General features: G+C 70.2%; 11 protein-coding genes. 5 read left to right on the forward strand and 6 right to left on the reverse strand.

The genetic code is table 11. The features are described from left to right. Positions 1–57: 57 nt before the first annotated feature. Entirely contained in the window at positions 58–1,725 is a 1,668-nt protein-coding gene (gene ftsY / locus ABZV44_RS19105) for a signal recognition particle-docking protein FtsY (RefSeq protein ID WP_354837734.1), read from the reverse strand. Between the two features lie 216 nt (positions 1,726–1,941). On the opposite strand from ftsY, the gene ABZV44_RS19110 reads away from it, so the two are divergent. Next, complete coding sequence (locus ABZV44_RS19110) at positions 1,942–2,331, forward strand: DUF2237 domain-containing protein (RefSeq protein WP_326357779.1); 390 nt, start codon at positions 1,942–1,944, stop codon at positions 2,329–2,331. 18 nt (positions 2,332–2,349) lie between these two features. On the opposite strand, the gene ABZV44_RS19115 is transcribed toward ABZV44_RS19110, so the two are convergent. Further along, the gene (locus ABZV44_RS19115; protein WP_354837736.1) at positions 2,350–3,255 is read right to left on the reverse strand and encodes a hypothetical protein; all 906 of its coding nucleotides are present in this window, start codon (positions 3,253–3,255) and stop codon (positions 2,350–2,352) included. 173 nt (positions 3,256–3,428) lie between these two features. Next, positions 3,429–4,244 (reverse strand): TetR/AcrR family transcriptional regulator, encoded by an 816-nt coding sequence (locus ABZV44_RS19120; RefSeq protein WP_354837738.1) that lies wholly within the window; start codon positions 4,242–4,244, stop codon positions 3,429–3,431. Positions 4,245–4,347: 103 nt separating this feature from the next. On the opposite strand from ABZV44_RS19120, the gene ABZV44_RS19125 reads away from it, so the two are divergent. Further along, positions 4,348–5,268 (forward strand): NmrA family NAD(P)-binding protein, encoded by a 921-nt coding sequence (locus ABZV44_RS19125; protein WP_354837740.1) that lies wholly within the window; start codon positions 4,348–4,350, stop codon positions 5,266–5,268. 57 nt (positions 5,269–5,325) lie between these two features. On the opposite strand, the gene ABZV44_RS19130 is transcribed toward ABZV44_RS19125, so the two are convergent. Then, positions 5,326–5,982 (reverse strand): HAD family acid phosphatase, encoded by a 657-nt coding sequence (locus tag ABZV44_RS19130; RefSeq protein WP_354837742.1) that lies wholly within the window; start codon positions 5,980–5,982, stop codon positions 5,326–5,328. Between the two features lie 104 nt (positions 5,983–6,086). Then, positions 6,087–9,698: a chromosome segregation protein SMC gene (gene smc / locus ABZV44_RS19135; protein ID WP_354837744.1), complete on the reverse strand. Its 3,612-nt coding sequence runs from the start codon at positions 9,696–9,698 to the stop codon at positions 6,087–6,089. Positions 9,699–9,792: 94 nt separating this feature from the next. Between smc and ABZV44_RS19140 the strand changes: the two genes are divergently transcribed. Then, on the forward strand, positions 9,793–10,734 hold the full coding sequence (locus ABZV44_RS19140) for a MerR family transcriptional regulator (RefSeq protein WP_354837746.1): 942 nt from the start codon (positions 9,793–9,795) through the stop codon (positions 10,732–10,734). A 74-nt stretch (positions 10,735–10,808) separates the two neighbouring features. On the opposite strand, the gene ABZV44_RS19145 is transcribed toward ABZV44_RS19140, so the two are convergent. After that, positions 10,809–11,237, reverse strand: a complete 429-nt coding sequence (locus tag ABZV44_RS19145; RefSeq protein WP_354837748.1) for a DUF1707 domain-containing protein — start codon at positions 11,235–11,237, stop codon at positions 10,809–10,811. A gap of 171 nt (positions 11,238–11,408) precedes the next feature. Here ABZV44_RS19145 and ABZV44_RS19150 point away from each other — a divergent pair, with 171 nt between their 5' ends. Together ABZV44_RS19150 and ABZV44_RS19155 are read left to right on the forward strand one after the other, a co-directional pair. Continuing rightward, positions 11,409–12,641: an acyl-CoA dehydrogenase family protein gene (locus ABZV44_RS19150; protein WP_354837750.1), complete on the forward strand. Its 1,233-nt coding sequence runs from the start codon at positions 11,409–11,411 to the stop codon at positions 12,639–12,641. A 2-nt stretch (positions 12,642–12,643) separates the two neighbouring features. Next, positions 12,644–13,768: an acyl-CoA dehydrogenase family protein gene (locus ABZV44_RS19155; RefSeq protein WP_354837752.1), complete on the forward strand. Its 1,125-nt coding sequence runs from the start codon at positions 12,644–12,646 to the stop codon at positions 13,766–13,768. The last annotated feature ends 61 nt before the right edge of the window (positions 13,769–13,829 follow it).

Below are 13,829 nucleotides of genomic sequence, written 5' to 3' on the forward strand. Positions count from 1 at the left end.
TTATGACGACCGGGTGAGGATGATGTTGATCTCGGTATCGATGCAGTTCAGTAGCGGTTAACCGAGCAGGGCGTCGACGAAGGCGCCCGGTTCGAAGGGTGCGAGGTCGTCGGCGCCCTCTCCCAAACCGACCAGTTTGACCGGAACGCCCAGCTCATGCTGCACCTGGAAGACGATGCCGCCCTTGGCGGTTCCGTCCAGCTTGGTCAGCGCGACACCGGTGATGTCCACGACGTCGGCGAAGACCCGCGCCTGCATCAGGCCGTTCTGGCCGACCGTGGAGTCGAGCACCAGGATGACCTCGTCCACCGCGGCCTTCTTCTCCACCACACGCTTGACCTTGCCCAGCTCGTCCATCAGGCCGGTCTTGGTGTGCAGGCGACCGGCGGTGTCGATGAGCACCACGTCCACGCCGCGATCGATACCGGCCGACACCGCGTCGAAGGCGACGGCCGCGGGATCCGCGCCCTCCTTACCGCGGACGGTCTCCGCGCCCACGCGCTCACCCCAGGTCTGCAGCTGATCGGCGGCCGCGGCACGGAAGGTGTCGGCCGCGCCCAGCAGCACGCGGCGGCCGTCGGCCACCAGCACACGCGCCAATTTGCCGGTGGTGGTGGTCTTTCCGGTGCCGTTCACGCCCACGACCAGCAGGATCGACGGGTGATCGGCGTGCGGCAGGGCACGGATGGAACGATCCAGCTCGGGTCGTAGCGCGTCGACGAGCACCTCGCGCAGCAGGGCGCGCGCGTCGGCGGCGGTGCGGATGCTGCGGGCGGCCATCTCCTGGCGCAGCCGCTCCACGACGGCGGTGGTGGTGGCGGTACCCAGGTCGGCCATGACCAGGGTGTCCTCGATCTCCTCCCAGGAGTCCTCGTCCAGATCGCCACCACCCAGCAGGCCGAGCAGCGACTTGCCGACGGCGTTCTGGGAGCGGGACAGGCGACCGCGCAGCCGGGTCAGCCGGCCCGCGGTGGGCTCGATCTCGGCGATGGCCGGGACTGCCGCCTCGGCGGGGGGCGCGGTTTCGGGCGCGGTGGCAGGCGCGCCCGCATGCGCGGCGATAGCGGCCTCGGCGGCAGCGGCCACCTCGGCGGCGGCGACGGCGGCCTCGGCGGCCTCCTCGGCGGCGGCCTCTTCCGACGCGGGGTGCTCGACGACATCCCCGGCGGCGGTATCGGCCGCGGTCTCACCGGCCTGCTCGGCAGCCTCGACCGCCGCGGCTCGGGCGCTGTCCTCGGCGTTCTCGGGCGACTGCGTGGCCGCCTCACCCGCGTCGGCGACCTCGGCGGCCGGGGCGGATTCGGTGGTGACGGGCTCGGGGGGCGTGACGTGCTCGGTGGCCGGAGCGAGCTCGGGGCCCTGGACCGGGTCGGGGAGGCGGACATTGGTGATGGTCCGCTTGGCGGCGTCGCGCGGGACGGCGGCGTCGTCACCGACGTGCGGCTGTCCCTCGTCGTCGGTGCGCTCGGGCGGGAGCGGCAGCGGTTGCGGCTTGGGTTTGGCGGCGGGCGCCTGTTCGCGCTCGGCGGTGCCGCTGCCCTGGCTGAAGTTGAATCCGCTCGAGGCCTGATATCCGCCCGACCGGTCGGTCACCTCCTTGGTCTCGGTGACCTCCGGGGTCAGCGAGATCCGGCGACGCTTGTTCAGGGCGTAGCCGGCAACCAGCGCCACGAGCAGCACCGCCGCGATCGCGGCGATGAGAATCCACAGTTCAGCAGTCGTCACGCCCCCATCCTTTCAGAGGCACCTGCATTGCCGGATTCACATACCTACCGACGCGTCGCAGGGCAGTGTCGTCTATCACACAGCGATGCCGTGTGACGCGGAGACACGCCGGGTAGGGGCCTGGAAATACCCGCAACTACCAACCGGTCTGCTCGAGAACGTGCCACAGTGCGGAAGGAGCGGCGAATGCGACACCGAGACAATAGGATCGGCGACGTGACCGATCGAAATGTGCTTGGGGGACCGCTGGAGGAGTGCGGCACCGATCCTCTCACCGGCTTCTACCGGGACGGATGCTGCAGCACCGGTCCCGAGGATTTGGGCAGCCACACCGTCTGCACCGTGGTGACGGCGGAATTCCTGGAGCACCAGAAGTCGATCGGCAACGATCTCGTCACTCCGCGGCCCGAGAACAACTTCCCGGGCCTGCAACCGGGCGACAGGTGGTGTGTGGTGGCCGTGCGCTGGCTGCACGCCCACGAGGACGGGGTGGCCGCGCCGGTCGTGCTGGCCGCCACCCACGAGAACGCCCTCGAGGTGGTGCCCATGGAAACCCTGCGCAAGTACGCCGTCGACGTCCCCGACGACGTCAGCGACCTGCTCTGAGACCCTGCCGCAGCCGGCTCAGCCGCCGGTGTGCAGCCCGTTGTCGCTACCCCTGCGCAACAATGCCTCTGTGGCGCTGCGCAATTCGACGCGAGCGGCGCACAGCTGCGGGTCCGAGGCGAAGGCCACGCGGTCGGCGCCGGCGTGCAGGAGGCCGTGGAGGACCTGCAGGGTGATGGAGCCGGCGACAGCGCCGAAGAACAGGGCGATCAGGGCGGGGCGCTCACCGGCCAGGGTGAGAGCGAGCGCGGCCTGACCGCCGAACACGGCCGCGGTGGCCGCCGAGAGCACCAGCGAGTGGGTCATGTCGGCGCGCAGCGCCTCACCCTCGTCGTAGGCGTCCACCACGGCGATGCCCAGGCCCAGCACCACCAGGTCGGCCGCGATCACCGACAGCATGGCCGTGCGCGGCAGGACGTTGAGCCCCAACAGGATCAGGGCCGCGCTGAGCCCGAGCAGCAGCGCGCCGATGGTCAGCAGGCCGGCCGCCGACCGCCGCGAATCCTCGGACCATTCGGCGTGCTGTCCCAGCATTCCGAGCATGGTGCCGAGCAGCGCCAGCAGGGTGAGCGCGCCGAGCAGATACCCGGCGGGCAGGAAGCCGCCCGCGGCGGGCATGGCCAGCAGGGCGCACAGCGGCAGCAGCCCGGCCCGCCACCAGCGGTCCACGCGCTCGACGGCGTTGAGGGGCAGCAGCCGCACGAAGACTCCGCTGAAGGCCAGCACCGGCGCGCACATCAGCACGATCCGCGGACCGTCGAACCAGGAGTTGCCGCCGGCCAGCCGATCCGCCAGCACGGCCGCGGCGAATGCCAGCAGCCCGATGGCAGCCCTGCGTAACAACGGCTTTCGCGGATCCCGCGCCAGTAGATACAAACCGAGCCACCATGCGACACCGAACGTCGCGGCCGACACCCAAACCACGCAGGGAGCGTACTTCCCCACTGGCCTGTTGCGGGTCCATACGAAGACGCCAAATATGGCCTTCTACCAGTATTTTTCGCCTCTGCACCCGCCTCGTCACACCTTCGCATCCGTTCGGACACACCCAGGTCACGAAGTGCCCCAACGCCTTTCAGTGGGGGCCGATTAGGGGCTCATGCGGGGATGGCGTGGCGACGACGATGTGCCTTCTGACGGCAGGCGGCGGAGCAGTAGCGGGCCGGGCGGCCGGTGCCGGTCGGGTGGATCGGGGTGGCGCAGATCGGGCAGTGCGGCGTTTCGTCACGCGCCGTGGTTTCGTCACGGGGCGCGGGCGGGTTCCGGAGTTTCGTCACGGTGCCGGACACGGGCCGGGCCCGCATGGAGTCCAGGACCAGGGCGGCGGGGCGGGACAGCTCGCGACCCGGGCTGAGGCGTTGGATGGCAACACATCCCGTGAACAGCGCCAGCACGTCGGAGAGCGCGAGGTCCGGGCGGACCGCGCCGGCACGCTGCGCGGCGACCAGCAGATCATCGAGGGCGGTGTGGAAGCGGGCGCCCGCGTCCCGCACCAGTTCGCGGGGCCAGCCGTCATTGGCGGCCAGGTCGCAGACGGCCTGGTTGCGATGAGACGAGACGATGACCTCGGTACAGAAGACGAAGAAGGCCCGGCCCGGGTCGGGCGCGTCCCGCAGGCGGTGCGCGAGAGCGGTGAGGCGGTCGATGCGCTGCTGCATGACCGCTTCCAGCAGTGCGGTTTTGGTGGGGAAATGCCGGTAGACCGTGCCCGCGCCGACGCCCGCGCGGCGGGCCACCTCGGCCAGTGACACGGCGACGCCGCCCTCGGCGAGGGCCCGCTGCGCCGCGGCCAGCACCAGCGCGCGATTGCGGCGCGCATCGGACCGGGTGTTCGGGGCGGGCTTGTCGCGGAACAGGGTCGGCTCTATGCGGGAGAGGTTGTGATCTACGTGGGACAGGCTGGGCGCGGACATTTCGTTACGCGGGTCCTTTCCGGTGGTGGTCAAGGAAAACGGGCGGTTCTAGCGTCCATATTCGGGTTGACCGACCCGAATGCTACCGAACGAACGGCTGACGATGTCTTCTCGAAATGATCCGACCGAGCCTTCTCGCAATGATCTGGTGCTGGTGACCGGGGCGACCGGCAAGCAGGGCGGGGCCACCGCGCGCCGGCTGCTCGCCGCCGGCCGGGCGGTGCGGGCGCTGGTTCGTGATCCGGAATCGCCTGCGGCACAGGAACTCGCGGCCGCGGGTGCGCAACTGGCCGTCGGGGACTTCGACACTCCCGAGTCCCTCGCCCCGGCGCTGTCCGGCGTGGGCGCGGCCTTCCTGGTGCCGCCCGCGACCTTCGGCCCGAACGGCTGGGACACCGAACTGGAGGTCGAGCGTGGCGCGCGGTTCATCGCGGCGGCGCGCGCCGCCGGGGTCGAGTTCATCGTGTTCACCACCGTCGCCTCCTATACCGAGGACGGCAAGTGGGGTGCGCAGGGCAAGCGACGGGTGGAGGAGGTGTTGCAGTCCAGTGGTCTGCACTGGACGATCCTGCGCCCGGCCCGCTTCATGGAGAACTACTTCATGCAGGGCTTCCCGGTGGACGGCATCAACGATGGCGTGCACAAGCATCTGTTCCCGGCGGACCGGCCGGTGCAGTCCATCGCCCTCGACGATATCGCCGTGTTCGCCCAGCTCGCCTTCGAGGATCCGGCCCGATTCCACGGCCAGGTCCTGGAATTGGCCGGTGACGATCCGACCATGCCCGCCGCGGCCGCCGCCATCACGGCCGCCACCGGGCACGCGGTGCGCTACCTGGAGGGCACCGAGGCCGAGGCCGAGGCCATGGGACCCGAGGTCGGGGCGGTCTGGCGGTTGTCGCGACAGGGCCAGGGCTGGCACGCCGACATTCCCGCGCTGCGCGAAATCCATCCCGGCTTGCGGACTTTCGACATGTGGCTGGCCGAAACCGGTGCGGCACGGCTGAAGTCGCTGCTGGACGGGTGAGAACCGCGGGCGAGGAGGACCCGAGCCTCCTCTCCCGCGGTCACGGGACCGGGTAGGTCACTGCAGGGCGCCGTTGTAGTCCGGCAGCTTGAAGGTCTTCAGGGCGTGGCCGCCGGACAGGTCGGAGGCGCTGTTGCCGATATTGGCGACGATGGTGTAGCCCTGGGCCTCGATGGAGGCGCGGGTGGCGGTCTTGTAGTCGGCGAGTGCGCCCGCGCCGCTGGAACCGGTGGTGAGGCCGCCGCCGTAGAGCCCGTCCACCGGGTAGCCGACGGTGGTCAGGTTGATCTGGGTGTAGACGTTCATGAGCGCGGGCCGGCCGGTCACGAAGATGATGGACGCGCCTTGGCTTTTCGCCCACTGCGCCAGCTTCAGGATCGGCTGGATGGCCGGAGTGATCGGGCCCGGATGGTAGGTCGTCTCGAGCACGGTGTTGTCGACGTCGAAGACGATGGCGGGCTTGGTGGTTCCGGGCAGCGCGGTGGTGAGGTAGGTCTGCGCGTCGGCGGCGATCGGGGTGATGTCGCCGATCCACTGGCTGTAGGGCGGCAGGTTGCTGTTGCTGCCACCGGAACCGGACAGGGAGCCGGTGCCCGAGCCGGAGGCCGATCCGGATCCGAGTGCGGAGGATCCGGAGTCGGCCAGGGCGGCCGGAAGCGGGGCGGCCAGGCCGACGGCGATGCCGGCGGCCAGTACTGCGATGGAGCGTCTCATGGGGCCGGACGCTAATGCCTCGCCCGTGCGACGCGCAGGCGTTTCACTTTGCCCCGCACCGCAATCCCGCTCATCGGGACGGCGGCGCCGGGCTCGTCACCGGGTCACGGTGTCGCGCCGACCAGATTCTCCCCGCGCATGCGCTGGGAGATCACCTGGGTGATGCCGTCACCGCGCATGCTGACGCCGTAGAGCGCGTCGGCGATCTCCATGGTCGGCTTCTGGTGGGTGATGACGATGAGCTGGCTCTTCTCGCGCAGCTGCTCGAACAGGCCGATGAGCCGGCGCAGGTTGGTGTCGTCCAGCGCCGCCTCGACCTCGTCCATGACATAGAACGGGGAGGGCCGGGCCCGGAAGATCGACACCAGGAAAGCCACTGCCGCAAGGGACTTCTCCCCACCGGAGAGCAACGACAGCCGTTTGACCTTCTTGCCCGGCGGGCGGGCCTCGACCTCGACGCCGGTGGTGAGCATGTCGCTGGGATCGGTGAGCAGCAGCCGCCCCTCACCGCCGGGGAACAGACGGCCGAAGACGCCGGTGAATTCACGTTCGACGTCCTCGTAGGCCTCGGTGAAGACCTGCAGGATGCGCTCGTCCACCTCGGCGACCACGTCGAGCAGATCCTGGCGGGCCTTCTTGACGTCCTCGAGCTGGGTATTGAGGAAGGTGTAGCGCTCCTCGAGGGCCGCGAACTCCTCCAGCGCCAGGGGATTCACCTTGCCGAGGGTGGTGAGGTCCTTCTCGGCGCGCTTGGCGCGGCGCTCCTGGGTGGCGCGGTCGTAGGGCATGGGCCGGGGCGCGCTGACGGCTTCGCCGCGGTCGCGGGCCTGCTCGTACTCCATCAGCTCCAGCGCGGTGGGCGGCATCGGGACGTCCGGGCCGTATTCGGCGATGAGGTCGTCGAGGCTGATGCCGAACTGCTCGGAGATGGTGGTCTCGACCTGTTCGATGCGCAGCGCGGCCTGGGCGCGGGCCACCTCGTCGCGGTGCACGGCGTCGGTGAGCTGGGTGAGCTGGGTGGTGAGGGCGCGGGAGCGTTCCTTGGTCTGCTCCACCTGGGCCGCGAATTCGCTACGGCGGCGCACCAATTCGTCGCGGCGGGTGGCGGCCTGGCCGACCACCTGCTCGAGTTCGGCGGCCACCCGTTCCGCGGACTCGGCGACCACGGCGGCGACGGCGGCGGCCTGGCGGCGGGCGGCCTGGGCGCGTTCGGCGCGGGCGCGGGTCTCGCGTTCGGCGCGGGCCGCGCGGCGCAGCGAATCCGCTTTGCCGCGTACCGATTCCGCGCGTTCCTCGGCGGTGCGGACGGCCAGGCGGGCCTCGACCTCCATCGAGCGGGCCTCGGCGAGGGCGGCGGCGGCCTCCTCGCGGGCGTACCCCGCGGTCTCGGTGCCGGCGGCCTCCGGATCCATTTCGGCCTGCTCGAGTTCGGCGTGGCGCAGCCGGTCCTCGAGGTCGGCCAGTTTGGAAAGCGTTTCCTCGCGGCCGGTTTCGGCGTCGTCGCGCTGGGCCAGCAGCCGGTCGCATTCGCGTTGGGCGGTGCGGGCGGCGTGGCCGAGGCGGCCCAGGCGGTCGTAGATGGCGACCAGGGCCTGATCGGATTCGTGCAGGGCGAGCAGGGCGTGGTCGACCGCCTCCTTGCGGTCGGACTGCTCGGCGAGCGCGCCCGCGAGCGCGGCCTCGAGTTCCTCCGCCGTGCGCTGCCAGGAGACCAATTCGTCCTTGGCGGAATCGATGTCGGCCTGCACCTCGAGCTGGCTGGGGGCGCGGTCGGAGCCGCCGAGCAGCCAGCCGCTGCCGGTGAGGTCGCCGTCACGGGTGACCACGCGCAGTTCCGGGCGCTCGGCGAGGACCCGGGCGGCGGTGGCGAGATCGTCGGTGACGGCGATGCCGGCGGTGAGGGCGGCGATGGCGCCGCGCAGGTCGGCGGGGCAGTCCACCACCTCGGCGAGCCAGCGCGCGGCGGCCGGTAGTCGCGAATCCGCCTGTGCCACCGGCTGATCGGTGGCGTCGGCGTAGACGATGGCGGCGCGGCCGCCGTCGGATTCCTTGAGGGCGCGCACGGCGGCGTGGGCCGAGGGCCCGGTGTCGGCGGCGACGGCGTCCGCCAGCGGGCCCAGTGCGGCGGCGACCGCGGACTCGAAACCGCCGTGCACCCGGATCAGCCCGGACAGCGGGCCGAGCAGGCCGTCGGTGCGGTGCTCGAGCAGCCAGGCCGCGCCGTCCTTGCGGCGCAGGCCCATGGTGAGGGCCTCGATGCGGGCGGTCAGCGAGGCGACGCGTTTACCGGCCTCGCGGTCCTTCTCGCGCAGTTCGGTGACGCGCTGGTCGGCCAGGGCGAGCGCCTGGGCGGCGTGCTCGTAGGAGGTGTCGAGGCCCTCCTCGCCCGCGTCGAGTTCGCTCAATTCGCCCTGGACGGCCTCGAATTCGGCGTTCGCGTCCTCGCCGCGGCGGCGGGCCTCGGCGATGCCGGTGGACATGCGCGCGATCTCGCCGTCCACGGACTGGGCCCTGATGCGCAGGGTGTCGACCTGGCCGGACAGGCGGGCCAGGCCCTCGCGGCGGTCGGCGATGGCGCGGACGGCGGCCAGGTGTGCCTGTTCGGCGGCCTTGGCGGCCTGCTCGCGTTCGTGCAGTTGCTCGCGGGCGGCTTCCAAGGTTTCGGTGGCCATTTCGACCGCTTCGCGCAGTTCGGCCTCTTCGGCTTCGACCCGATCCGCCTCGCGCTCCAGTTGTTCCGGGTCGCGGCCGGCGCCGGCGGGTTGCTCGATGGTGAGGTTGCGCGCGCGATCGCGGGCAATGCGGATAGTGGCATTGACGCGTTCGGTCAGGGCGGACAGCTGGAACCAGGTCTGGGCGGCGGCCTCGGCGCTGGGGGTGAGCTTGGAGAGCTCGAATTCCTGCTGGGCCAGAGCGGCATTGGCGGCGTCCAGCTCGGCCTGCATATTGACCTGCCGCTCGCGGGCGTAGGCCTCCTTGCTCTGCTGACTCTCCAGTTCGCGGCGACGGCTCACCAGATCGTCGGCGGCCAGGCGCAAGCGGGCGTCGCGGAGCTCGGACTGGACGGTCGCGGCGCGGCGGGCCACCTCGGCCTGCCGGCCCAGCGGCTTCAACTGCCTGCGCAATTCGGTGGTGAGGTCGGTGAGGCGGGCCAGGTTGGCCTGCATGGCGTCGAGCTTGCGAACCGCCTTCTCCTTGCGCCGCCGGTGCTTGAGCACGCCCGCGGCCTCCTCGATGAAGGCCCGCCGATCCTCCGGCCGCGATTCCAGAATCGCCGACAGCTGGCCCTGACCGACGATGACGTGCATTTCCCGGCCGATGCCGGAGTCGCTGAGCAGCTCCTGGACATCCATGAGCCGGCAGGAGTTTCCATTGATCTCGTACTCGCCCGCGCCGTCGCGGAACATGCGGCGGGTAATGGACACTTCGGAGTACTCGATGGGCAGCACGCCGTCGGAGTTGTCGATGGTCAGCGTGACTTCGGCACGACCGAGCGGGGCGCGGCCCGCGGTACCGGCGAAGATGACGTCCTGCATCTTCCCACCCCGCAGGGCTTTCGCGCCCTGCTCACCCATCACCCAGGTGAGCGCGTCGACGACGTTGGATTTCCCCGACCCGTTGGGCCCGACCACGCAGGTGATCCCCGGTTCGAATCGCAACGTCGTCGCGGACGCGAAGGACTTGAACCCCTTCAGCGTCAGACTCTTCAGGTGCACAGCGGCTCAGACTACCCGCTCCGCCGGGATTGCCCCGAGTATGCCGGATACCAGGACTTGAGTCTCCACCAAGGGGAAGCACCAAGGTTGACGCATGGACGACGAAACGCTCTACACGATCGGGGCGCTGGCCGAACGCACCGGCCTGACGGTCAAGACCATTCGGTTCTACTCCGACAAGGGGATCGTTCCGGCGACCATGTACAGCCCCGGCGGCTACCGGCTGTACGACATCGAGGCCGTGGCGCGCCTGGAACTGGTACGGACCCTGCGCGAACTGGGCATGGACCTGGCGACCGTGCGGCGCGTGCTGTCCCGCGAAACCTCCCTGACCGAGGTCGCGACCGCGCACGCCGAGGCGGTGGACGTGCAGATCCGTGTACTGCGGCTCCGGCGCGCGGTGCTCCGGGCGGTGGCCAACCGGGGATCGGATGACAAGGAGATGGGATTCATGCACAAACTGGTGCAATTGTCCGAAGCCGAACGCGCCCGCATCATTCACGACTTCGTCGACGACACCTTCGGCGCCGTGGACGGCAACCCCGCCGTCCTGGAACTGCTCCGTTCCACCATGCCGGAACTCCCCGACGACCCCACCCCCGACCAGGTCGGCGCCTGGATGGACCTGGTGGAACTGGTGCAGGACAAGGAATTTCGCGCCGCGGTCCGCCGCATGGCGGACTACCAGGCCGAGGAACGCGCCGCCGGCGACCACACCGGCCTCCACCACGATCTCACCGAGGCCGTCCGCACCGAAGTCGCCCGAGCCCTGACCGACGGCATCGCCCCCGAAAGCCCCGCCGCAGCACCTGTCCTCGACACCCTCACAGCCCGCTATGCCGAAACCTTCACCAAGCCGGACGACCGCAATCTCCGCGAATGGATTCTGAACCGCCTGGAAATCGCCAACGACCCACGCGTAGAACGCTATTGGCACCTGGTAGCCACCATCAACGCCTGGCCCCCACTCCCCGACCTCGGCCCGGCCTTCGACTGGTTCGCCGCAGCCCTCCGCGCCCGGATCATTCAGCGCTGAAGCGACGACCGCCGGCGTCCACGGCCGAATAGCGTGCCGCACCTCCCGCATCGGACGTGCGGCACGGTCGGGGGTCAGCGGGTGCGGTGGCGGTGCTGGGCGGCGGATTCCCAGCCCATGACGACGCGGAAGACGAGGACTGCGCCCCAGGGGCCGATGACCCAGATGGGCCAGGGGTAGGTGAATTCGCCTGTGGCGAGGGAGATTGCGGCCCAGATGACCAGGCAGAGGAGGCTGACGCCGAGCCACGCGCTGCCTTCGATCTGCTGCCAGATGGGGAAGCGGGTGCGGGAGATGGACTGGGGTGCAACGGTCCTGGGCAGTTTGGGGAGGTCCTGGAGGACCAGTTGGAGGTCTTCGCGGGTGGCGGTGGCGTAGACCCGGGTGAGGCGCTCGTTGTATTCGGCCAGGTCGAGGCGGCCGTCGGAGAGGTGGCGGCCGAGGAGGTCGGCGATCTGCGTGCGCTCGGCGTCGGAGGCGCGGGTGCCGGTGGTGATGTCCATGTCGATCCTCTCGGTCGGACGCTGCCATATGTTCCACAGTGGAATATGAATCCAGGATAAACCTCCACAATGGAATGTCAAGCAATTGAAGTGAAGGCGGGTGCCAGCACATTTGCCAGCAGGGGTGATGCGGTGAGATGGTTAGTGTCAGTTCTCGGACAAGGAGTCATCGTGGACCTCGACTGGTCGCCTGCCGATCTGGCATTTCGTGATGAAGTGCGCAGCTTCCTCGACGAAAAGTTAACCGACGATCTTCGCCGTGCGGGACGGCTGGCGACCAGCGTCTACCCGGACCACGAGGCCAGCATGCAGTGGCAGGCCATCCTGCACGAACGCGGCTGGGCCGCCCCGGCATGGCCGGTGCGGTACGGCGGCTGCGACTGGAGCCTGACCCAGCACTACATCTTCGGCCGCGAATGCACCCTGGCCGGCGCACCGAACCTGTCCCCCATGGGAATTCGCATGGTCGCGCACGCCATCATGGCCTTCGGCACCCCGGAGCAGAAGGACTTCTTCCTGCCCCGCATCCTCACCGGCGACGTCTTCTTCTGCCAGGGCTATTCGGAGCCCGAGGCGGGCTCGGACCTGGCCTCGCTGACCATGGCCGCGGTGCCCGACGGCGAGGACCTGGTCGTCACCGGCTCCAAGATCTGGACCACGCACGCCACCGAGGCCAACTGGATCTTCGCCCTGGTCCGCACCTCCCGGCAGGCCAAGAAGCAGCAGGGCATCACCTTCGTGCTCATCGACATGCGCACCCCGGGCATCGAGATCCGCCCGCTGGTCATGACCTCCGGCGAGCAGGTGCAGAACCAGGTGTTCTTCGACCAGGTGCGGGTGCCGCAGGCGAATGTGCTGGGCGCGATCGACGACGGCTGGACCGTCGCCAAGTACCTGCTCAACTTCGAGCGCGGCGGCGGCGCGGCGGCCCCGGCCCTGCAGGTCATGGCCGAGGAGCTCGCCCAGGCGGCCACGGAGCAGGTCGCCCCGAACGGCGGCGCGCTCATCGACGACCCGGCCTTCGCCGCCAAGCTGGCCGATGCCCGCCTGCGCGCGGACGTGCTGGAGATCCTCGAATACCGCACCCTCGCACTGGTTTCCAGCGGTAAGGACCCGGGCCCGGCCGCGTCCACCATCAAGATCCTGGGCACCGAACTGAGCCAGACACTCACCGAGCTCGCGTTGGAGGCCGCCGGTCCGCGCGGTCGCGCCTATCAGCCGCACGCCACCATGCCGGGCGGCCCGATCGCCGATTTCACCCCGCCCGCAGACGGTTTCGTCGCCGGCGCGGATTGGCAGGCGGTCGCCCCGCTGCGGTACTTCAACGACCGTGCCGGCTCGATCTACGCCGGCAGCAACGAGATTCAGCGCAACATCATCGCCAAAGCCACCCTGGGACTGTAGCCATGGACTTCTCCTTCACCGCCGAACAAGAACTGCTCCGCGACACCGTCACCGAGTTCCTCGCGGCGCGCTATCCGCTCGAGCCCAGCCGCGCGGCGGCGCGCACCGGGGCCGGCCGGCAGCCGGAGGTGTGGCGCGGGCTGGCCGAGGAGGTCGGGATTCTCGGGGCGAGCCTGCCGGAGTCGGTGGGCGGCATCGGAGGCGGCCCGGTCGAGACCATGATCATCGCCGAGGCGCTGGGCGCGGCACTGGTGCTGGAACCGTACGTGGACACCGTGGTGGTGGGTGGCGGCCTGCTGCGGCGCGCCGACGGCAAGCGGGCCGAGGACCTGCTGACGGGCATCGCCGCCGGCGAGGTGGTCACCGGATTCGCCGCGCTGGAACCGCAATCCGGCTACGACTACACCGCTGTCGCGACCACCGCGGTCCGCGACGGTGACGACTGGGTGCTGACCGGTGAGAAGACGGTGGTGACCGCCGCACCGCTGGCCACCCACCTGCTGGTGACCGCGCGACTGCACGGCGGCATCGCGCTGTTCGTGGTCGATTTCGACGCCGCCCATCCGCCCGCCGGGCTCATCGCGCGCCCGTACCGCACCATCGACGAGCGCCAGGCCGCGGACCTGACCTTCGAGGCCCTGCGCGTGCCCACCGACGCCCTGCTGCTCGCGGACGCGGGCGAGGCCATTGCGGCCACCCTGGACGAGGCCATCGCGGCGGTGTGCGCGGAGGCGGTCGGAGCCATGCGCAAGGTGGTCGCCGACACCGTCGCCTACACCAAGCAGCGCCGGCAGTTCGGCGTCCCGATCGCCAGCTTCCAGGCGCTGCAGCACCGGATGGTGGACATGCTGCTGGAGCTCGAACAGGCCGTGGCCGCAACGTATCTGGTGACGCTGAAGCTGGACGCCCCCGCACCCGAGCGGGCCCGCGCCGCCTCGGCCGCCAAGGCCACCATCGGCCGCGCCGCCCGGCGCATCGGCCAGGAGTCGGTGCAGTTGCACGGCGCCATGGGCATGACCGAGGAGCTGGCCATCGGCCACTTCTTCAAGCGCCTGACCGCCGTGCAGTACGAGTTCGGCACCACCGACCAGCACATCGCCCGCTATGCCGCACTGACGCGGCCGTAGCGGTTCCCGCGCATCGGTTCAGGGGTGATCCGGTGTCCGGCCGGGTTCCGGTGGATCGCCT

The organism is Nocardia sp. NPDC004860, from assembly GCF_040609015.1.
Taxonomy (GTDB): Bacteria; Actinomycetota; Actinomycetes; order Mycobacteriales; family Mycobacteriaceae; genus Nocardia.